The 20,066-nt window shown below is 59.0% G+C and carries 16 protein-coding genes, 3 tRNA genes and 1 pseudogene; 10 read left to right on the top strand and 10 right to left on the bottom strand.

Annotation, left to right across the window (positions count from 1 at the left end; translation table 11 throughout):
* Position 1: 1 nt before the first annotated feature.
* Entirely contained in the window at positions 2-472 is a 471-nt protein-coding gene (gene tsaE / locus ET34_RS0109690) for a tRNA (adenosine(37)-N6)-threonylcarbamoyltransferase complex ATPase subunit type 1 TsaE (protein ID WP_031521555.1), read from the bottom strand.
* Positions 396-1,989, bottom strand: a pseudogene (gene nnr / locus ET34_RS20940) (bifunctional ADP-dependent NAD(P)H-hydrate dehydratase/NAD(P)H-hydrate epimerase). The gene tsaE and the pseudogene nnr overlap by 77 nt, the downstream one beginning before the upstream one ends.
* Between nnr and queG the strand changes: the two are divergent.
* Positions 1,988-3,127, top strand: coding sequence for a tRNA epoxyqueuosine(34) reductase QueG (gene queG / locus ET34_RS0109680; RefSeq protein WP_031521553.1), 1,140 nt, complete (start codon positions 1,988-1,990; stop codon positions 3,125-3,127). The pseudogene nnr and the gene queG sit on opposite strands and share 2 nt — an antisense overlap.
* Positions 3,128-3,406: 279 nt before the next feature.
* Here queG and ET34_RS0109675 read toward each other — a convergent pair.
* The 5 genes from ET34_RS0109675 to ET34_RS0109655 all read right to left on the bottom strand — a co-directional run bounded on the left by ET34_RS0109675 (position 3,407) and on the right by ET34_RS0109655 (position 7,286).
* Positions 3,407-3,482: transfer RNA gene (locus ET34_RS0109675), tRNA-Gly, on the bottom strand.
* Between the two features lie 42 nt (positions 3,483-3,524).
* Positions 3,525-3,600, bottom strand: a tRNA-Gly gene (locus ET34_RS0109670).
* 42 nt (positions 3,601-3,642) lie between these two features.
* A tRNA-Gly gene (locus ET34_RS0109665) sits at positions 3,643-3,718 on the bottom strand.
* A 231-nt stretch (positions 3,719-3,949) separates the two neighbouring features.
* Positions 3,950-6,382, bottom strand: coding sequence for a formate C-acetyltransferase/glycerol dehydratase family glycyl radical enzyme (locus ET34_RS0109660; protein ID WP_031521551.1), 2,433 nt, complete (start codon positions 6,380-6,382; stop codon positions 3,950-3,952).
* Between the two features lie 4 nt (positions 6,383-6,386).
* Positions 6,387-7,286 (bottom strand): glycyl-radical enzyme activating protein, encoded by a 900-nt coding sequence (locus ET34_RS0109655; protein ID WP_031521549.1) that lies wholly within the window; start codon positions 7,284-7,286, stop codon positions 6,387-6,389.
* Between the two features lie 138 nt (positions 7,287-7,424).
* On the opposite strand from ET34_RS0109655, the gene fsa reads away from it, so the two are divergent.
* Positions 7,425-8,087 carry a fructose-6-phosphate aldolase gene (gene fsa, locus ET34_RS0109650; RefSeq protein ID WP_031521548.1) on the top strand — a complete coding sequence of 221 codons (663 nt, stop codon included), beginning with the start codon at positions 7,425-7,427 and terminating at the stop codon, positions 8,085-8,087.
* 43 nt (positions 8,088-8,130) lie between these two features.
* Here the strand turns inward: fsa and orn are convergent, their stop codons facing one another.
* Complete coding sequence (orn, locus tag ET34_RS0109645) at positions 8,131-8,676, bottom strand: oligoribonuclease (protein WP_031521546.1); 546 nt, start codon at positions 8,674-8,676, stop codon at positions 8,131-8,133.
* A gap of 112 nt (positions 8,677-8,788) precedes the next feature.
* On the opposite strand from orn, the gene rsgA reads away from it, so the two are divergent.
* The 3 genes from rsgA to mscM all read left to right on the top strand — a co-directional run bounded on the left by rsgA (position 8,789) and on the right by mscM (position 14,285).
* Positions 8,789-9,835 carry a small ribosomal subunit biogenesis GTPase RsgA gene (gene rsgA, locus ET34_RS0109640; RefSeq protein WP_031521544.1) on the top strand — a complete coding sequence of 349 codons (1,047 nt, stop codon included), beginning with the start codon at positions 8,789-8,791 and terminating at the stop codon, positions 9,833-9,835.
* Between the two features lie 126 nt (positions 9,836-9,961).
* Positions 9,962-10,924, top strand: coding sequence for an archaetidylserine decarboxylase (gene asd / locus ET34_RS0109635; protein WP_031521541.1), 963 nt, complete (start codon positions 9,962-9,964; stop codon positions 10,922-10,924).
* A gap of 19 nt (positions 10,925-10,943) precedes the next feature.
* The gene (gene mscM / locus ET34_RS0109630) at positions 10,944-14,285 is read left to right on the top strand and encodes a miniconductance mechanosensitive channel MscM (protein ID WP_031521539.1); all 3,342 of its coding nucleotides are present in this window, start codon (positions 10,944-10,946) and stop codon (positions 14,283-14,285) included.
* A 49-nt stretch (positions 14,286-14,334) separates the two neighbouring features.
* Here mscM and epmA read toward each other — a convergent pair whose 3' ends face one another.
* Positions 14,335-15,312: an elongation factor P--(R)-beta-lysine ligase gene (epmA, locus tag ET34_RS0109625; protein WP_031521537.1), complete on the bottom strand. Its 978-nt coding sequence runs from the start codon at positions 15,310-15,312 to the stop codon at positions 14,335-14,337.
* A 266-nt stretch (positions 15,313-15,578) separates the two neighbouring features.
* Here epmA and frdA point away from each other — a divergent pair, with 266 nt between their 5' ends.
* From frdA to ET34_RS0109600, 5 genes are all read left to right on the top strand, one after another.
* A complete protein-coding gene (gene frdA, locus ET34_RS0109620) occupies positions 15,579-17,369 on the top strand; it encodes a fumarate reductase (quinol) flavoprotein subunit (RefSeq protein ID WP_031521535.1) in 1,791 nt (596 codons plus the stop codon).
* Complete coding sequence (locus ET34_RS0109615; protein ID WP_031521533.1) at positions 17,362-18,108, top strand: succinate dehydrogenase/fumarate reductase iron-sulfur subunit; 747 nt, start codon at positions 17,362-17,364, stop codon at positions 18,106-18,108. The genes frdA and ET34_RS0109615 overlap by 8 nt, the downstream gene beginning before the upstream one ends.
* 2 nt (positions 18,109-18,110) lie before the next feature.
* Positions 18,111-18,506: a fumarate reductase subunit FrdC gene (frdC, locus tag ET34_RS0109610; RefSeq protein WP_031521531.1), complete on the top strand. Its 396-nt coding sequence runs from the start codon at positions 18,111-18,113 to the stop codon at positions 18,504-18,506.
* 10 nt (positions 18,507-18,516) lie between these two features.
* The gene (frdD, locus tag ET34_RS0109605) at positions 18,517-18,876 is read left to right on the top strand and encodes a fumarate reductase subunit FrdD (RefSeq protein ID WP_031521529.1); all 360 of its coding nucleotides are present in this window, start codon (positions 18,517-18,519) and stop codon (positions 18,874-18,876) included.
* Positions 18,877-18,979: 103 nt separating this feature from the next.
* The gene (locus ET34_RS0109600) at positions 18,980-19,516 is read left to right on the top strand and encodes a lipocalin family protein (RefSeq protein ID WP_031521528.1); all 537 of its coding nucleotides are present in this window, start codon (positions 18,980-18,982) and stop codon (positions 19,514-19,516) included.
* Here ET34_RS0109600 and sugE read toward each other — a convergent pair.
* Positions 19,513-19,830, bottom strand: a complete 318-nt coding sequence (gene sugE / locus ET34_RS0109595) for a quaternary ammonium compound efflux SMR transporter SugE (protein ID WP_031521526.1) — start codon at positions 19,828-19,830, stop codon at positions 19,513-19,515. The two genes, ET34_RS0109600 and sugE, sit on opposite strands and share 4 nt — an antisense overlap.
* Between the last annotated feature and the right edge of the window lie 236 nt (positions 19,831-20,066).

Raw genomic sequence — 20,066 nt, 5'->3', positions numbered from 1 at the left:
GTCATCCTTGTGCAGCGGCAAGCCGCGCCAGTAACGTCTCGCCCGATGCGGAAACCGCCTCAACGCGGGCTTCGCGTCCCTGGGCCTGATAATCAATATGGATCTTAATATCCGGTTCCGGCAGCACGCCCGCGCCCTGCTGCGGCCATTCAACGAGGCAGATAGCGTCGTTAGTGAAGTAGTCGCGGATACCCATAAACTCCAGCTCTTCGGGGTCGGCCAGACGATAGAGATCGAAGTGGTACACCATCAAATTATCGAGGGTATACGGCTCCACCAGCGTGTAGGTCGGGCTTTTCACGTTGCCCGCATGGCCCAACGCCTGCAAGAAACCGCGGCTGAAGGTAGTTTTTCCCGCCCCCAGATCGCCATAAAGGTAAATTATCGTGGCCCCTTCACAGGCCTGCGCCACGCGCGTGCCAAGAGTTAAAGTCGCCTGTTCGTCGGATAGGGGAATAACACGATTCATCATGGTTCAGGTCAGTTCATTTCCGGGTTAACAAAATAGTGCAGCGTCGAAAAGAGATCCGTCGCCAGCATTCCTCGGGTGCCGGTTCGGCTGGCAACTTCATCTGCCGCCGCGCCGTGCGCCACACAGGCCGCGCAGGCCGCTTCGTAGGTTTCCAGCTTCTGGCTCAACATCGCACCTGCGATACCAGAAAGCACGTCGCCCATGCCGCCGCTGCCCATACCGGCATTGCCCGCATCGATCAGCGCCAGGTGGGATTCATCCGCCACCACGGTTCCTGCGCCTTTCAGCACCACGATGCCGCCGTACTGTTGTACCAGACGTCGTGCTGAAAGTAAGCGGTCGCTCTCCACTTCCGCCACGCTACAGTGCAGCAGCCGCGCCGCCTCGCCTGGGTGCGGCGTAATGACGCGATTGTGACGTTTATCGGGGTGGATTGCCAGAAGGTTGAGCGCATCCGCATCCCACAGCATGGGCTTGCGAAAGTTCCCGGCTTTTTGCAGCGCGCGTTTGCCCCATTTCTCCTGACCCAGTCCGGGACCAATCACCAGCACGTCAGCCCACTCAAGGCCCTGCTCCAGCGTAGCGTCCGTCAGCTCCTGCACCATCAGTTCCGGGCGGGCGGTCAGCAGCGGGCCAATATTTTCCGCACGCGTCAATACCCGCACCAGCCCGGCACCGGCTCGCAGCGCCGCCTCACCCGCCATGCGGATCGCTCCGGCAGTGCCGCTGTCGCCGCCGATAATCAGCAGCCTGCCGTTATCACCCTTGTGGGAGGTGGGACGGCGAGGTGTCAGCCAGCGGCCGAGATCCGGGGCAGCGAAGCGCATAATCGGTGCCTGATGCCCGGCAAGCCAGCTCTCCAGCCCGAGGGCATGATGATGCAGACGTCCGGTAACATCCCGCGCGTTGCCGGTCAGCAGCCCCGGTTTCAGGGCGATAAACGTCAGGGTATGCGCAGCGTTTATCACCGCGCCGGGGGTGGCGCCGGTATTTGCCAGCAGTCCGGAGGGAATATCCAGCGCGATGACCGGCGCAGGATGGGCGTTAGCGTTATCAATCAGCGCACTGACCGCCTCGCGCGGCGCATCGTGGATGCCGGTACCCAACAGCCCATCAATGATGACCTCGACCGTTTCCGGCCAGATTGCGTCAGCAGCGTGGATCTCGCCACCCGCATCAAGCCACGCCTGACGCGCGGCCTGCGCCTCTTCCGGCAGCGGCTTATCGCTTTCCAGTGCCATCAACGTGACCGTGACGCCCGCACTCTGCGCCAGGCGGGCCACCACGTAACCGTCGCCGCCGTTATTGCCGTGCCCGCACAGCACCAGCCAGTGCTGCGCATCAGGATAGCATTCACGCGTGAGGCGAAACGCCGCCTCGCCGGCGCGCTGCATAAGCTCGAAAAGCGTGATGCCCAGACAGTCCGCCGCCTCGCGTTCCGCCGCGCGCAGCCAGTCCGCCGGCCAGACCGAGTGTGGTATACTGGCCGGGTGAGTTTTAATCTTATGGTCCGTCATGTCTCAGCCCCTCGATCTCAATCAGTTAGCGCAAAATATTAAACAGTGGGGTACCGAACTGGGTTTCCAGCAGGTGGGTATCACCGATACCGATCTCAGCGCCAGCGAGCCAAAGCTGCAGGCGTGGCTTGATAAGCAGTATCACGGCGAAATGGAGTGGATGGCGCGTCACGGTATGATGCGCGCTCGCCCTCACGAACTGCTGCCCGGTACACTGCGCGTCATCAGCGTGCGCATGAATTATCTGCCCGCCAACGCGGCGTTTGCCAGCACGCTAAAAAACCCGACGCTGGGGTATGTAAGCCGCTACGCGCTCGGACGCGATTACCATAAACTGTTACGTAACCGCCTGAAAAAGCTGGGCGAGATGATCCAGCAGCACTGTTCCACGCTGAATTTTAGACCCTTTGTCGACTCCGCGCCCATTCTGGAGCGTCCGCTGGCGGAAAAAGCTGGCCTCGGATGGACAGGTAAGCACTCACTTATTCTTAGCCGCGATGCCGGTTCGTTCTTTTTCCTCGGCGAGCTGCTGATCGATCTCCCTCTGCCGGTTGATTCCCCCGTTGAGGAGGGCTGTGGGCGTTGCGTGGCCTGTATGACCATCTGCCCCACCGGCGCCATCGTCGAGCCATACACGGTGGATGCCCGCCGCTGCATCTCCTATCTCACGATTGAATTAGAAGGCGCGATCCCGGAAGAATTTCGCCCGCTCATCGGTAACCGTATCTACGGCTGCGACGACTGTCAGCTTATCTGCCCGTGGAACCGCTTCTCGCAGCTTACGGACGAGCCGGACTTCAGCCCACGCCAGGCGCTTCACGCCCCGGCACTGATTGAACTGTTTGCCTGGAGCGAAGCGCGGTTTCTGAAAGTTACGGAAGGGTCGGCGATTCGCCGTATCGGTCATCTGCGCTGGCTGCGCAATATTGCGGTAGCGCTGGGCAACGCGCCCTGGGATGAAGCCGTGTTGCAGGCGCTGCAGCAGCGTCAGGGCGAGCATCCACTTCTGGATGAGCATATTGAGTGGGCAATCGAACAGCAGCTGGCTAAGCGAAACGCGAATGTCGTGGAGGTACAGTTGCCGCAAAAACAGCGTCTGGTGCGGGTAGTGGAAAAGGGATTGCCGCGTGACGCCTGAGCGCCTGAGCGCCTGAATAATTGTGTATAAAATTAAAAATACCTTGTCATTCAACGGCCATAAAAGCGTCAAACAAGCCAGGCGGCGTTTTTGTTAAATTATAAGATTATAAATAACAATAACTTATAGAAACTTGCCAGATAATAATAATCCGACTAGTGGCCGATCAAAATTCACGCGCCTGTGGATAACTCTGTTTAAAACTGTGTGACATTTAAATGAATATCGTCCGCAGCACGATGTTTCCGCTGTGGATAATCATAAATGATGAAGAAGATTTGGAGCGGGAAACGAGACTCGAACTCGCGACCCCGACCTTGGCAAGGTCGTGCTCTACCAACTGAGCTATTCCCGCTTGGGTGGTGCTTGATGCATGCCTGACGGCATTTTCAAATTTTGGAGCGGGAAACGAGACTCGAACTCGCGACCCCGACCTTGGCAAGGTCGTGCTCTACCAACTGAGCTATTCCCGCTTGGGTGGTGCTTGATGCGTGCCTGACGGCATTTTTAAATTTTGGAGCGGGAAACGAGACTCGAACTCGCGACCCCGACCTTGGCAAGGTCGTGCTCTACCAACTGAGCTATTCCCGCTCTGCGTGACAAACATTTCTGTACCGTCACGGGAGGCGCATTATACGAGAATTCCTTCCTGCCGCAATAGTTTGGCGTCACTTTTTTGCGATTTTGTTCCGACTGCAGATTTAATCAACAATCTGACTAAAATGAAAGCAAAATTCCGCTTCTTCTGGCCTGACAACAGGTAACCGTGGGTTATCGCCATGAAAAAAGGCCGGCGAACCGGCCTGTAAGCTTATACCAGATTCAGAGCGAGTGCTCGGTGCGGGCAATGATGTCATCCTGGGCATCCGGCGACAGGGCGGTAAAGAACGCGCTGTAGCCCGCCACGCGCACCACAAGGTCGCGATACTGGTCAGGGTGCTTTTTCGCTTCCAGCAGCGTCTCGCGCGACACAATGTTGTACTGAATATGCCATCCCTTATGCACCTCAAAGAAGGTGCGCAGCAGCAGCATCAGCTTCTGACGATCGCTGTCGTTATCGAGCGTGGCAGGATTAAGCTTCTGGTTGAGCAGCACCCCGCCGAGAATCGACCCGACAGGCAACTTGCCGACCGAGCTGATGACCGCCGTTGGCCCGAGATGATCGGTGCCGGAAGACGGGCTGGCGCCTTCTGCCAGCGGCGTGGTCGCTTTACGCCCGTCCGGGGTCGCCATCGTCGCGGCGCCAAAAGGCACATTCGCGGAGATGGAGGACGTCCCCGCATAGTAGTTGCCGCCAACAGGGCCGCGACCGTAGCGCGGATTATGGTACTGCTTAATTTCGTCGATATAGGTCTGGTACGCACGGGTTAACAGGGTGTCTACGGTGTCGTCGTCGTTGCCGTACTTCGGCGCGCCGTTGATCAACCGCTGCCGCAGCTGCTCGTGAGTCAGCCCCTCGAAATCATCCGCCAGCGCCTGCGCCAGCTGCTGCTGACCAATCACGCCCTGATCGAATACCAGCGTTTTCACCGCCGCCAGGCTGTTGCCAAGGTTGGCGATGCCGACCTGCAGGCCGGATACCCAGTCGTACTTTGCACCGCCCTGCTTGATGCTTTTCGCCCGTTCAATGCAGTCATCCACCAGCGCGGAGCAGAGAATGTCCGGCACGTTCTCCTCCAGCATGGTATCTACCACGTATTCGATTTCGATGGATTTGCGGGTGTAGTAGCGAATCTGGCGATCCCAGGCGGCCATCACTTCATCGAAATGCCGGAAGTTGCCTTTCGACAGCGCCTGCTCCTGCGGCAAAAATACCTTGCCGCTGGTGGCGTCACGCCCGCCTTCCATCGCAGCCAGCATCACGCGTGCAAAGTTGATAAAGCTCATGCCAGTGCAGCGGTAGCCCCATTTGCCGCCGACTGCGGTTTCGATACAGCCGATTGCGGCATATTGATAAGCATCTTCCGGCGTAATGCCAAGCTTGATGAATTCGGGAATGACGATTTCGTCGTTGTTGAATGCCGGCATGCCGAAGCCGCAGCGAATCACCTGCACGCAGGCATCCAGAAAGTCATCGCTCATCCCGGCGTGATAGCGCACGCTCAGGTTTGGCTGGGTGGAGCGCAGCCGTCCGCAGGACTCAAGAATGGCATACGAGAGCGGGTTGACCGCATCCGTCGCCACGCCGTCCACCAGGTTCTGACCGCCAATCGTCACGTTCTGGTACAGCGGGCTGCCCGCCGAGGCTTTAGAGTGCGAGCCAGAGCGGATTTTGTTCACTTCCAGCAGCTTCAGCCAGCAGCCGTGCAGCAGCTCCAGCGCCTGTTCGCGGGACAGCGACTGTTCCAGTTCGACATCGCGGCGGTACCAGGGGTAAAGATACTGGTCCATGCGCCCGAAGGAGACCGAATGACCATTGGATTCAATCTGCAGGATCAGCTGAATGAAGTAGCACAGCTGTAACGCCTGCCAGAAGGTTTTTGGCGGCTCATGGGCAATAACGTCGCAGTTTTCCGCAATCTGCAACAGTTCGTCGCGCCGCCCTTCCCGCGACTCGCTGCGCGCCATCTGACGCGCTTCATCCGCAAAGCGCATGATGTGTTCGCTAACCGCCTGCAGCACGATATCGATGGCCTTCAGGAACTGCTCGCCATGCAGGTCTTCCAGCACCGTAAGATTGATGCGCGCGCGTCGCGCCGCGACGATGTCACGCAACCCGTTGAGGCCCTTTTCCAGCAGCAGCGGGAAGTTCACCGCCAGGTGCGCATCGCCTGAAGTCATATTGCCTTCGGCTTTGATGATGCCGGTGTCCAGCAGCGCTTTTTGCTCAGCGGTAAACATGCCGTAGCAGCGATCCTGTACCGTCTGCCCGCGCCACCACGGGCAGACGTCATGCAGCACCCGTTTATTATCCTCGCTGACGGCGAAACCCGCCCCCGGCCGATCCGCCAGATCGTCGATCTCTTTTTCGATCCACGAGACGGTGTATTCCGGGAAAATCGGCGCAGCGCGCACCTGGCTTGCCTGATTGCCGACGATCAGCTCGTCGTGCTTGATCCAGACCGTGCGAGCCGCAAGATGGTGAGCCAGCGCCATGGCGCGGCGAACCGGTAGCGGCTTATCCATATTCTCCCGGTACGCCTCGGTATAGTGCTGCGCGCGCTCGGTACAAACCGGGGGTTTGACGATATTTACCAGCGCATTTTTATGCGCCTTAATGCGGGGACTCAGAACGTCCAGTTTCAGCATAGTCATAGCATTATCCTCTCAGGGTGGCCGTCAGACCTTTGCGGTGCGCGTAGTCCACGGCGAAATCGAGCAGCGCCGGATCGTTCAGCGGTTTGTCCGGTGCCAGGTAAGGTTGGTTGAGCAGCAGGTATTTGTTCATTCCCAGCGTGTGGTATGGCAGGAAATGAATGTCGCTGACGTGCAGCTCGTCAGCAGCAAAATTGGTGATGGCCCGTATTGAAATAGGATCGGCATTGAAGCCGGGGAGCAGCGGCACGCGCACGGTAAGCGCTTTTCCGCTTTCAGCGATGCGTTTGAGGTTGGCAAGCACCCGTTTCGCCGACCCGTCGGTCCAGGTTTTGAACGCAACGCTGTCGACATGCTTCAGGTCAGCGAGAAAAAGATCGGTATACGGCAACGCCGGTTCGATATAGCGCCACGGCACATGCAGGCAGGTTTCCACCGCGGTATGAATTCCCTGCTGGCGGCTCGCCTTGAGCAGCGCGTGGGCCAGCTCCGGGTTCATAAAGGGCTCGCCGCCGGACAGTGTCAGCCCGCCACCGCTGCGGTCATAGAAGGGTTTATCGCGCAGTACCGTCGCCATGATCTCATCTGCGGTCGCGCGGTTACCGCACACCGTCAGCGCCTGAGTCGGGCAGCAGTCGCGCAGCACGTCGATATCACCAAGCTGGATACGCTCGCGGTGAATCAGTAAGCCGTGCTGTTGATGTTCAATGAGCTGCGGTGCGGCTTCCTGACATAACCTACAGTCGGCAAGACACAGCCGCGCGTCATAGAGCAGCTCCGCCGCCGACGCACGGCTTTCCGGATTCTGGCACCAGCGGCAGCCCAGCGAGCAGCCTTTAAGGAAGACAACGGTACGAATACCGGGACCGTCATGCGTGGAATAACGCTGGATATTAAAAATCATCGCCTTTGCCCTGTTAATTTCGAACGAAAATTAAATGACTTTCATTTGAAATAAACGTTGATGGCGATCAACGCCAGGCGTGGGTGCGTCCCTATACTGCTCAAAAATTGTTAAATCTCACATTTTGAGGAGCGATCGATGGAACTCTATCTGGATACCGCTGATGTCGATGCCGTAAAACGACTGGCGCGCATCTTCCCCCTCGCGGGCGTGACCACCAATCCAAGCATTATTGCCAGCGCGAAGCAGCCGGTGCAGGCCGTACTTCCGGCGCTGCGCGATGCGCTCGGCGGTAATGGAAGACTGTTCGCTCAGGTGATGGCAAACCGTGCAGAGGAGATGGTTGAGGAAGCCCACAAGCTGCGCGGCATTATCAGCGATCTGGTGGTAAAAGTGCCGGTCACCGCAGAAGGGCTGGCAGCGCTGAAGCTGCTGAAAGCAGAAGGGGTCCCTACGCTTGGCACCGCGGTTTATGGCGCTGCCCAGGGCCTGTTTTCCGCACTCGCGGGCGCAGAGTACGTCGCCCCTTATGTCAACCGTGTGGACGCTCAGGGCGGAGATGGCATTCAGACCATCACTGAACTACAGCAGTTGCTGACTCTGCATGCCCCTGGCGCAAAAGTGCTGGCGGCGAGCTTCAAAACCCCGCGTCAGGCGCTGGCCTGTTTACTGGCGGGCTGTGAGGCCATTACGCTGCCGGTGGACGTGGCAGAGCAGTTTATTTCGGCACCGGCGGTCAGCGCCGCGACGGGCAAGTTTGAGCAGGACTGGCTGAACGCCTTCGGCACGCGAACGTTCTAATCCCGGCAACAAAAAGCCCTCATTTGAGGGCTTTTTCTATGGGTTACAGCTTGATGAAATGCTCGCGATAATACGCCAGCTCCGCCACCGACTCGCGGATGTCGTCCAGCGCCTGGTGCGTACCCTGCTTTTTAAAACCGTCCAGCACTTCCGGCTTCCAGCGACGCGCCAGCTCTTTGAGGGTGCTGACGTCCAGATAGCGATAATGGAAGTAGGCTTCCAGTTCCGGCATATATTTGAAGAGAAAACGACGATCCTGGCCGATACTGTTGCCGCAGATGGGTGACGTCCCCGCCGGCACCCATTCACGCAGAAACGCCAGGGTCGCCTGCTCGGCGGCGCTGTCATCAAAGGCGCTGGCTTTCACGCGATCCACCAGGCCGCTTGCCGTGTGGGTGCGCACGTTCCAGTCGTCCATCAGCGCCAGCTGGGCGTCGGACTGGTGCACGGCCATCACCGGGCCTTCTGCCAGAATGTTAAGATCTTTATCAGTGACAAGGGTGGCGATTTCGATGATGCGGTCACGCTCAGGATCGAGGCCGGTCATTTCAAGATCGATCCAAATGAGGTTGTTTTCATTGGCACTCATGCTATTTTCCATCCGTTATCGCGTCACGCTCGGGTGACAGGCAGTTAATTCATTTACAATAGCTGGTATCATAGAGGTTTTGCCCACCAGGGGCGACCAGGAGCCATTAAGATTGAGCAAAAATAAACTCTCCAAAGGTCAGCAGCGCCGCGTGTCAGCTAATCACCAGCGCCGTCTTAAACAGACTACGGAGAAAGCCGATCCCGACGACTCGCAGTTTGGCGAGCCGCGTGACGGGCGCGTCATCAGTCGCTTTGGTCAGCACGCCGACGTCGAGTCAACAGACGGGACCGTGCACCGCTGTAACATTCGCCGCACTATCCGCTCGCTGGTGACCGGCGATCGCGTGGTCTGGCGTCCGGTAAAAGAGAACGTCCAGGGTAAAGGGATTGTTGATGCGGTACACGAGCGCACCTCGGTACTGACCCGTCCGGACTTCTACGACGGCGTAAAGCCGATCGCCGCCAATATCGACCAGATTATTATCGTTTCCGCCATTCTGCCCGAGCTGTCGCTGAACATCATCGACCGCTATCTCGTGGCCTGCGAAACCCTGGAAGTTGAACCGCTGCTGGTGCTCAACAAAACCGACCTGCTTGATGAAGCCGGTCTGGCGTTCGTTAACGAGCAGATGGATATTTACCGCAAGATTGGCTACCGCGTGCTGCTGGTTTCCAGCTATCAGGACGAAGGCCTGAAGCCGCTCGAAGAGGCGCTGATCGATCGTACCAGCATCTTCGCCGGGCAATCTGGCGTAGGCAAATCGAGCCTGCTTAACAATCTGCTGGGGTTGAAGGACGATCGCATCCTGGTCAACGACGTCTCCGACAACTCCGGCCTCGGGCAGCACACCACCACCGCCTCACGCCTTTATCACTTCCCGGGCGGCGGCGAAGTCATCGACTCCCCCGGCGTGCGTGAATTCGGCCTGTGGCACCTGGAGCCGGAGCAGATCACCCGCGGCTTTATCGAATTCCACGACTATCTGGGCCACTGCAAGTTCCGCGACTGCAAGCATGGCAGCGACCCGGGCTGCGCCATCCGCGAGGCCGTCGAACGCGGCGACATCGCCGAAACCCGCTTCGATAACTACCACCGCATCCTGGAAAGCATGGCTGAGGTAAAAACGCGTAAAAGCTTCTCCGCAACCGATGACTGATTCGCGTGCGGTGAGTAGCATAGCGAGCCGTATTGCGGATTTGTGCTATTATCGCGCCCTTTTTTGTACTGCCTGACGCCGCGGCGTCGGGCAAGGACTGGCAAAACCATTAGCCTGGAGGCTACCTTGCTAAACGACATCAAACTTTCGCTTCAATACATTCTGCCGAAACTGTGGCTCACTCGCCTGGCGGGCTGGGGCGCAAGCAAACGTGCCGGCTGGCTGACGAAACTGGTGATTGACCTGTTTGTAAAATACTACAAGGTCGATATGAAAGAGGCGCAGAAGCCTGATACCGCCAGCTATCGCACCTTCAACGATTTCTTTGTACGCGCGCTGCGTGACGACGTGCGCCCGCTCAATACCGACCCAAACGTGCTGGTTATGCCGGCGGATGGCGTCATCAGCCAGTTGGGCAGCATTGACGATGACAAGATCCTGCAGGCTAAAGGCCACAATTACAGCCTCGAAGCCCTGCTGGCGGGTAACTACCTGATGGCCGATCTGTTCCGTAACGGCAGCTTCGCCACGACCTACCTGTCACCGCGCGACTATCACCGCGTCCATATGCCGTGTAACGGTATTCTGCGCGAGATGATCTACGTGCCGGGCGACCTGTTCTCGGTAAACCATCTGACGGCCCAGAACGTGCCGAACCTGTTTGCGCGTAACGAGCGCGTTATCTGCCTGTTCGATACTGAATTTGGCCCGATGGCGCAGATTCTGGTGGGCGCGACCATTGTTGGCAGCATCGAAACCGTCTGGGCTGGCACCGTTACGCCGCCGCGCGAAGGCATCATCAAGCGCTGGACCTGGCCGGCGGGCGAAAGCGAAGGCGCCGTGGCGCTGCTTAAGGGTCAGGAGATGGGCCGCTTCAAACTTGGCTCCACCGTTATTAACCTGTTCGCACCGGGTAAAGTGGAACTGACACCGCATCTGCAAAGCCTGTCAGTCACCAAAATTGGCGAGCCGCTGGCCGTTTCTACCGACGCGGTTATCGCTGACGTAACCCCGGCAGTAGTTTCCCAGGAGGAGATCGACGCCGAGCGCGACGCCAATCCTCTGGTCGATAACAAAGACGACGTGTAACAGCAAAAAGGGTTCTTCCGTGCGCCTGATTATCACTGTACTGATGGCCTGGTGCCTCAGCCTGGGGGCGCACGCAGCGAACGCCCCCGACGCAAAACAAATCTCACAGGAACTGGAGCAGGCAAAAGCGGCGAAAAATCTGCCTAATCAGGCTGAAACCGTAGAAGCCCTCCAGTCCGCCCTTAACGCGCTTGAAGAGCAAAAAGGCTCCGTCGAGCGCGCCGCTCAGTATCAACAGGTTATTGATAACTTCCCTAAGCTCTCGCAAACCCTGCGTGTGCAGCTGAATAATCTGCGCGACGAGCCCAAGAAAGTGCCGCCCGGCATGACCACCGATCAGCTTAATCAGGAGATCCTGCAGGTCAGCAGCCAGCTCCTGGAAAAAAGCCGCCAGGCCCAGCAGGAGCAGGAGCGTACCCGCGAGATCAACGACTCCCTGAGTCAGCTTCCCCAGCAGCAAACCGACGCCCGCCGTCAGCTGAACGAAGTCGAGCGCCGCGTTGGCAGCCTGCCCGCCGGCAGCACGCCGCTGGCCCAGGCACAAAGCTTCGGCCTGCAGGCCGAGTCCGCCCGCCTGAAAGCGCTGGTCGATGAGCTGGAGCTGGCGCAGCTCTCCGCCAATAACCGTCAGGAACTCTCGCGCCTGCGTGCCGAGCTGGCGCAAAAGCAGAGTCAGCAGCTGGACGGCTATCTCCAGGCGCTACGCAACCAGGTCAACAATCAGCGTCAGCAGGAGGCCGAGCGCGCGCTCGAAAGCACCGAGCTGCTGGCGGAAAACAGCGCCGATTTGCCCCCTGCCCTGATAGAACAGTTCAAAGTGAACCGCGAGCTGTCCCAGGCGCTGAACCAGCAGGCCCAGCGTATGGATCTGGTGGCCTCTCAGCAGCGTCAGGCGTCCGGGCAGACGCTGCAGGTGCGCCAGGCGCTAAACACCCTGCGCGAACAGTCGCAGTGGCTGGGCGTTTCCAACGTGCTGGGCGAAGCGTTACGCGCCCAGGTGGCCCGCCTGCCGGAAATGCCGAAACCGCAGCAGCTGGACACCGAAATGGCGCAGTTGCGTGTGCACCGCATGCGCTACGAGGATCTGCTTAACAAGCAGCCGCAGCTGCGCCAGATCCGGCAGGCCGATGGCAGCAACCTTACCGCCGAGCAGAACCGCATTCTCGAAGCCCAGCTGCGCACCCAGCGCGAGCTGCTGAATTCCCTGTTGCAGGGTGGCGATACGCTGATCCTTGAGCTGACCAAGCTGAAAGTCTCGAACAGCCAGCTTGAAGATGCCCTGAAAGAGGTGAATGAAGCCACGCACCGCTATCTGTTCTGGACGTCCGACGTCAGCCCGCTGACCGTCTCCTGGCCTCTGGATATCGTGCAGGATCTGCGCCGCCTGATTTCACTCGACACCTTCAGCCAGCTCGGCAAAGCCAGCGTAATGATGCTGACCAGCAAAGAAACGCTGCTGCCGCTGTTCGGGGCGCTGATTCTGGTCGGGTTCAGCATCTACTCCCGTCGCCACTTTACCGCCTTCCTTGAGCGCTCCAGCGAGAAGGTCGGCAAGGTGACCCAGGATCACTTCTGGCTCACAATCCGCACCGTTTTCTGGTCGATTCTGGTGGCGTCGCCGCTGCCGGTGCTGTGGGCGACGTTAGGCTATGGCCTGCGCTCAGCCTGGCCGTGGCCTATTGCCGTCGCGGTGGGCGATGGCATTACCGCCACCGTACCGCTGCTGTGGGTGGTGATGATTTGCGCGACCTTCGCCCGCTCAAACGGGCTGTTTGTCGCTCACTTCGGCTGGCCGCGCGATCGCGTGGCGCGCGCCATGCGTTACTACCTGATGAGCATCGGGCTGATTGTGCCGCTGATCATGGCCCTCATCATGTTCGATAATCTCAACGATCGTGAGTTCTCCGGCACCCTCGGGCGGCTGTGCTTCATCCTCATCTGCGGCGCGCTGGCGCTGGTGACGCTGAGTCTGAAACGCGCCGGCATCCCGCTTTATCTTGATAAAGAGGGCAACGGCGACAACATGGTCAACAGCATGCTGTGGAATCTGATGATGAGCGCGCCGTTGCTGGCGATCCTCGCCTCGCTGGTGGGCTATCTGGCCACGGCCCAGGCGCTGCTGGCGCGGCTGGAGACCTCGGTCGCCATCTGGTTCCTGCTGCTGGTGGTCTACCACATCATCCGTCGCTGGATGCTCATCCAGCGTCGCCGTCTGGCCTTTGACCGTGCCAAACACCGCCGCGCCGAAATTCTGGCGCAGCGCGCCCGTGGCGAAGAGGAGCCGCCGCATTCGGTGAGTACTGAAGGTGCGGCGCTGGAAGTGGAAGTGTCGGAGGTCGATCTGGATACCATCAGTGCCCAGTCGCTGCGTCTGGTGCGCTCTATCCTGATGCTGATCGCCCTGCTGTCGGTGATTGTGCTGTGGTCAGAGATCCACTCCGCCTTTGGCTTCCTGGAAAACATCAAGCTGTGGGATGTCTCGTCCACCGTGCAGGGCGTTGAGAGCCTGGAGCCGATCACCCTCGGCGCGGTATTCATCGCGATTCTGGTGCTGATCATCACGCTGCAGCTGGTGCGTAACCTTCCGGCATTGCTGGAGCTGGCGCTGTTGCAGCATCTGGATCTGACGCCGGGTACCGGCTACGCCATTACCACCATCACCAAATACCTGCTGATGCTGGTCGGCGGGCTGATGGGCTTCTCGCTCATCGGTATCGAGTGGTCAAAACTGCAGTGGCTGGTAGCCGCGCTGGGGGTCGGGCTGGGCTTTGGCTTGCAGGAAATTTTCGCCAACTTCATCTCTGGCCTGATTATCCTGTTCGAAAAGCCGATTCGTATTGGCGATACCGTGACCATCCGCGATCTGACCGGGAGCGTCACCAAAATCAACACCCGCGCCACCACCATCAGCGACTGGGACCGCAAAGAGATCATCGTGCCGAACAAGGCCTTTATCACCGAGCAGTTCATCAACTGGTCGCTGTCGGATTCCGTGACGCGCGTGGTGCTGACCGTGCCGGCCCCGACCAATGCCAACAGCGAAGAGGTAACGCAGATCCTCTATACCGCCGCCGAGCGCTGCTCGCTGGTGATCGATAACCCGCCGCCGGAAGTGTTCCTGGTCGATCTGCAGCAGGGTATTCAGCTGTTCGAGCTGCGTATCTACGCTGCGGAAATGGTCCATCGTATGCCGCTGCGCCATGAGATCCACCAGCTGATCCTGGCAGGGTATCGCGAGCACGGTATCGATCTGCCGTTCCCGCCGTTCCAGATGCGCCTTGAAACGCTGGATGCCAAACGCCCCGCAGCGACCACGCTTAACAGCGCCGGGCGCGGCAAACGCGTGCCGGGCAGTATGTAACCGCCATAAAAAAAGGAGCCGCATGGCTCCTTTTTCTTTGCTGCTCAGGTCAGGCCCGATCAACCGGGAAAGCGATCACCTCGGCGAGGCTCTCAACGCCCAGCGCCAGCATAATCAGGCGGTCAACCCCCAGCGCCACGCCGGAGCAGTCCGGCAGACCCGCTTTCAACGCATCCAGCAGGTTGTGATCCACCGGCTGCTGCACCAGGCCACGCGCGGCGCGCTTGCGGTTATCCTGTTCGAACCGCTGCTGCTGCTCGCGGGCATCGGTCAGCTCGTGGAAACCGTTCGCCAGCTCAATCCCTTTGAAATAGACCTCGAAACGCTCCGCCACGCGGTGATCTTCGGTACTGATCTGCGCCAGTGACGCCTGGCTTGCCGGGAAGTGATAGACAAACGCCGGACGCTCTTTGCCAATGTGCGGCTCAACGCCGACGCTGAACAGAAGCTGTAGCAGGGTATCGCGGTCTTCTTCGGTATCGGCAATGTTGCTGAGATCGAGTTTTGCGGCGACCTCGCGCAGCTGCGCTTTATCTGCTGACAGCGGGTCGATCTCCAGATGGCGTTGAAACGCCTGCTGGTAAGAGAGGAAATCGGCTGAGCTGCACTCCAGTACCTGCTGTAACAGGTCATCGACCTCGTTCATCAGACGGTACATGTCATAGTGCGGGCGATACCACTCCAGCATGGTGAATTCCGGGTTGTGGTGACGTCCCATCTCTTCATTACGGAAGCTGCGGCACAGCTGGAATACCGGGCCGCAGCCCGCAGCCAGCAAGCGCTTCATATGGTATTCCGGGCTGGTCATCAGATACAGGTTCAGCCCCTGGGAGTGACCCGGTCCAACAAAACGGGTTTCGAACGGGAACAGGTGAATGTCTGTTACCGTCGCCTGGCTCATGCAGGGGGTTTCCACCTCCAGTACGCCACGGTCCGCAAAGAAGCGGCGGATCTCCGCCATGATGGCGGCGCGTTTAAGCAGGTTGGGGATGGATGCGCTCGGCTGCCAGGTGGCCGTCTCGCTCATGGGTGATTCTCCGAAGTCAAACAAGGGCAGGAAGTCTACTCGTTACCCGACAGCGAGACAAATTTTGCGCATTATTTTGCCTGTTTTCTCGCCTTTCTCTTCCCTGCCGCTGGATTGCACCAAAGAAGCGCAAAAAAATCGAACGCGTCAAATTTCCATGAAAACCCTGCGGTTATACTGCCCTACCCACAAAGGAGCAGGAAATCGCGTCGTGCTTATGCCTGGCTGGAAGGCGCGGCGGTAACCCATATACCAGGAGGAATGTCGTGCAAACTTATCAAGCCGATATTGCGGTTATTGGCGCGGGCGGTGCCGGACTACGGGCCGCCATCGCGGCGGCGCAGGCCAACCCGAGCGCTAAAATTGCGCTGATTTCAAAAGTCTATCCGATGCGTAGCCATACCGTCGCCGCTGAAGGCGGTTCTGCGGCGGTGACGCAGGATCACGACAGCTTGGCATACCATTTTCAGGACACGGTTTCCGGCGGCGACTGGCTGTGCGAGCAGGACGTGGTGGACTATTTTGTACGCCAGTGTCCGACCGAAATGACCCAGCTTGAACAGTGGGGCTGCCCCTGGAGTCGTCGCCCGGACGGCTCGGTCAACGTGCGCCGCTTCGGCGGTATGAAAATCGAACGCACCTGGTTTGCCGCCGACAAAACCGGCTTCCATATGCTGCATACCCTGTTCCAGACCTCCCTGCAGTTCCCGCAGATCCAGCGCTTCGACGAACATTTCGTGCTCGATATTCTGGTGGATGACGGTCATGCCCGTGGCCTGGTGGCGATGAACATGATGGAAGGCCAGCTGGTGCAGATCCGCGCTAACGCCGTGGTGATGGCGACCGGCGGTGCGGGTCGCGTCTACCGCTACAACACTAACGGCGGGATCGTCACCGGCGACGGCATGGGCATGGCGCTGCGCCACGGCGTACCGCTGCGCGATATGGAGTTCGTTCAGTATCACCCCACCGGCCTGCCCGGCTCCGGCATCCTGATGACCGAAGGCTGCCGCGGCGAAGGCGGCATTCTGGTGAATAAAGATGGCTACCGCTATTTGCAGGACTACGGTATGGGGCCGGAAACCCCGCTCGGCGAGCCGAAAAACAAGTACATGGAGCTGGGGCCGCGCGACAAAGTCTCCCAGGCGTTCTGGCACGAGTGGCGCAAAGGCCGCACCGTCGCGACGCCACGCGGGGATGTGGTGTATCTCGATCTGCGTCATCTCGGTGAGAAAAAGCTGCTGGAACGTCTGCCGTTTATCTGCGAGCTGGCGAAAGCCTATGTCGGCGTCGATCCGGTGAAAGACCCGATCCCGGTGCGCCCGACCGCCCACTACACCATGGGCGGGATTGAAACCAACGCCGGATGTGAAACCCGCCTGCAGGGGCTGTTTGCCGTGGGCGAATGCTCCTCCGTTGGCCTGCACGGAGCCAACCGCCTCGGCTCTAACTCGCTGGCGGAACTGGTGGTCTTCGGTCGCCTGGCGGGCGAGCAGGCAATGGCGCGCGCAGCGTCCGCTTCCCCGGCTAACGATACGGCGCTTAATGCTCAGGCCGCCGACGTTGAGCAGCGTCTGAAAATGCTGGTTAGTCAGCGAGGCAACGAGCGCTGGTCGGCGATCCGCGACGAGATGGGCCTCGCAATGGAAGAAGGCTGCGGCATCTACCGTACCCCGGAGCTGATGCAGAAAACCATCGACAAGCTGGCTGAACTGCAGGAGCGCATGCAGCACGTGCGTATCACCGACACCTCCAGCGTATTTAATACCGAGTTGCTCTATACCATCGAGCTGGCGCACGGGCTGAATGTCGCCGAATGCATGGCGCACTCGGCGATGGCGCGCAAGGAGTCGCGCGGCGCGCATCAGCGTCTCGACGAAGGCTGCACTGAACGTGACGACGTGAACTTCCTTAAACATACCCTGGCATTCCGCGAGGCCGACGGCAGCACGCGCCTGGCCTACAGCGATGTGAAGATCACGACCCTGCCGCCAGCGAAACGCGTGTACGGGGCAGAGTCTGAAGCAGCCGAGAAGAAGGAGACGGCGAATGGCTGAGATGAAAATCATGAAGCTTGAGGTGGTGCGCTATCACCCGGAAACGGACAGCGCGCCCCACAGCGTGTTCTATGACGTGCCCTGGGACGAGCAGACGTCGCTGCTGGATGCGCTGGGGTACATCAAAGACAACCTCGCCCCGGATCTGAGCTACCGCTGGTCGTGCCGGATGGCGATCTGCGGCTCGTGCGGAATGATGGTCAATCGCGTACCGAAGCTGGCCTGTAAAACCTTCCTGCGCGACTATCCGCACGGCCTGAAGGTTGAGGCGCTGGCGAATTTCCCCATAGAGCGCGATCTGGTGGTGGATATGACCCACTTTATCGAAAGCCTGGAAGCGATTAAGCCGTACATCATCGGTAACCCGCGCACCCCGGATCAGGGGCCTAACGTTCAGACTCCGGCGCAGATGGCGAAGTACCATCAGTTCTCGGGCTGCATCAACTGCGGCCTCTGCTACGCCGCCTGCCCGCAGTTTGGCCTGAATCCGGAGTTCATCGGCCCGGCGGCAATCACCCTGGCGCACCGCTACAATCTCGACAACCGCGATCGCGGTAAAGCCCAGCGCATGCCGCAGCTGAACGGCCAGAACGGCGTCTGGACCTGCACTTTCGTCGGCTACTGCTCTGAAGTCTGTCCGAAACACGTTGACCCGGCGGCGGCCATTCAGCAGGGCAAAGTGGAAAGTTCGAAAGATTTCCTCATTGCCACCCTGAAACCCGACGCAAGGAGCGCATGACCATGACTACCAAACGTAAACCTTACGTGCAACCCATGACGCCGACCTGGTGGAAACGCCTGCCCTTCTACCGCTTCTATATGCTGCGCGAAGGCACGGCGCTGCCGGCGGTCTGGTTCAGCATCGTGCTGCTTTATGGCCTTTTTGCGCTCAAGCACGGGCCGGAGAGCTGGCAGGGCTTTATCGGCTTCCTGCAAAACCCTATCGTGCTGCTGATCAATCTGCTCAGCCTGGCTGCCGCGCTGCTGCACACCAAAACCTGGTTTGAGCTGGCTCCGAAGGCCGCCATAGTCATCGTAAAGGGTGAAAAGATGGGGCCAGGACCGGTGATCAAAGGACTCTGGGCCGTCACTGTTGTGGTGACGATAGTTATTCTCGGCGTTGCGCTGTTCTGGTGAGGAAACCACGATGATTAATCCCAACCCAAAACGTTCTGACGAACCGCTGTTCTGGGGACTGTTTGGCGCAGGCGGCATGTGGAGTGCCATTGTCGCACCGGTAGTGATTTTGCTGGTCGGTATTCTGCTGCCGCTGGGCCTCGGCCCGGGCGATGCGTTCAGCTATGAGCGCATTCTGGCATTCTCACAAACGCTTATCGGGCGACTGTTTCTCTTTCTGATGATTGTTCTGCCGCTCTGGTGTGGACTGCACCGCATTCACCACGCTATGCACGACCTGAAGATCCACGTGCCAGCCGGGAAATGGGTGTTCTACGGTCTGGCGGCGATCCTGAGCATCGTGACGCTGATCGGCGTCCTCACCCTCTGACTCCGCTTTTGGCCTGCCACACCGGCAGGCCACGTCGCTTTCCGGCACGCAAAATTTCCCGCATCTTCTACACTTAGCATAAAAATGCTGGAGGGAATTAGCGATGAGGATCTTACCTGTTGTTGCCGCCGTCACCGCTGCGTTGCTGGTGGTTTCCTGTAGTTCACCCACGCCGCCGAAAGGCGTCACGGTTATTGAGAATTTTGATACCCAGCGCTATCTCGGCACCTGGTATGAAATCGCCCGCCTGGATCACCGCTTCGAACGCGGTCTGGAGCGCGTGACGGCAACCTACAGCCTGCGCGACGACGGTGGCCTGAAGGTGATCAACCGCGGCTACAACCCGGAACGCGGGATGTGGCAGGAGAGCGAAGGGAAAGCCTATTTCACCACTAACGACAAAACGCGCGCCTCGCTGAAGGTGTCGTTCTTCGGCCCGTTCTACGGCGGCTATAACGTGATTGCGCTGGATGATGACTATCAGAATGCGCTGGTCTGCGGGCCGAATCGCGACTACCTGTGGATCCTCTCGCGTAACCCGACGATAACGCCGGAAGTAAAACAGAGGATGGTGGATGTCGCGACCCGGCAAGGGTTTGAAGTGAATAAACTTATCTGGGTGAAACAGACCCCACGTTAGTGGGTGCTGATTTTAAGCCCGATAATCCCCGCCACAATAAGCAGCAGGCTGGCGATACGCGCAACGCTCGCGGATTCGCCCAGCAGCACGATACCGGTAATCGCCGCGCCAACCGCACCTATGCCCGTCCAGACGGCGTAGGCGGTACCGGTTGGCAGCGTCTTCATCGACCATGAAAGCAGTACGATACTGACGATCATCGCCGTCACTGTAATAATACTCGGCGTGAGGCGGGTAAAACCGTGGGTATATTTCAGGCCGACCGCCCAGACAACTTCCAGCAGACCAGCGATAACAAGCACTAACCAGGCCATAACAGGCTCCATTTTCGGTGGGGCCGTCCCCGATTTGATGATGCGCATATAGGTCGTCCCATATGGCCTTGTGATAAGCGAGAATAATGATGTCGTCAAAAAAGGCGCATCTCAACCCTTTTTTCTCATCTTTACCGCGCTTTTCCGGGTAAAAGCCGGAAATAGCGGCACTTGTCTGTTCAGATCAAGCCTTCAACTGGTCAGAGATCTTCCTATGATGATGCGTTTCCTTCGTC

The organism is Siccibacter colletis (assembly GCF_000696575.1).
Classification (GTDB): domain Bacteria; phylum Pseudomonadota; class Gammaproteobacteria; order Enterobacterales; family Enterobacteriaceae; genus Siccibacter; species Siccibacter colletis.
The sequence above is the reverse complement of the archived record's forward strand: the minus strand, read 5'-3'. Positions and strand labels throughout refer to the sequence as shown.

What these genes read in the sequence shown, in the direction of transcription:
- ET34_RS0109660 (WP_031521551.1), bottom strand. Translation starts at nt 6,382, where the DNA reads ATGACTATGCTGAAACTGGACGTTCTGAGTCCCCGCATTAAGGCGCAT.
- epmA (WP_031521537.1), bottom strand. Translation starts at nt 15,312, where the DNA reads ATGAGCGAGACGGCCACCTGGCAGCCGAGCGCATCCATCCCCAACCTG.
- fsa (WP_031521548.1), top strand. Translation starts at nt 7,425, where the DNA reads ATGGAACTCTATCTGGATACCGCTGATGTCGATGCCGTAAAACGACTG.
- sugE (WP_031521526.1), bottom strand. Translation starts at nt 19,830, where the DNA reads ATGGCCTGGTTAGTGCTTGTTATCGCTGGTCTGCTGGAAGTTGTCTGG.
- ET34_RS0109655 (WP_031521549.1), bottom strand. Translation starts at nt 7,286, where the DNA reads ATGATTTTTAATATCCAGCGTTATTCCACGCATGACGGTCCCGGTATT.
- ET34_RS0109615 (WP_031521533.1), top strand. Translation starts at nt 17,362, where the DNA reads ATGGCTGAGATGAAAATCATGAAGCTTGAGGTGGTGCGCTATCACCCG.
- tsaE (WP_031521555.1), bottom strand. Translation starts at nt 472, where the DNA reads ATGATGAATCGTGTTATTCCCCTATCCGACGAACAGGCGACTTTAACT.
- frdD (WP_031521529.1), top strand. Translation starts at nt 18,517, where the DNA reads ATGATTAATCCCAACCCAAAACGTTCTGACGAACCGCTGTTCTGGGGA.
- frdC (WP_031521531.1), top strand. Translation starts at nt 18,111, where the DNA reads ATGACTACCAAACGTAAACCTTACGTGCAACCCATGACGCCGACCTGG.
- queG (WP_031521553.1), top strand. Translation starts at nt 1,988, where the DNA reads ATGTCTCAGCCCCTCGATCTCAATCAGTTAGCGCAAAATATTAAACAG.
- ET34_RS0109600 (WP_031521528.1), top strand. Translation starts at nt 18,980, where the DNA reads ATGAGGATCTTACCTGTTGTTGCCGCCGTCACCGCTGCGTTGCTGGTG.
- orn (WP_031521546.1), bottom strand. Translation starts at nt 8,676, where the DNA reads ATGAGTGCCAATGAAAACAACCTCATTTGGATCGATCTTGAAATGACC.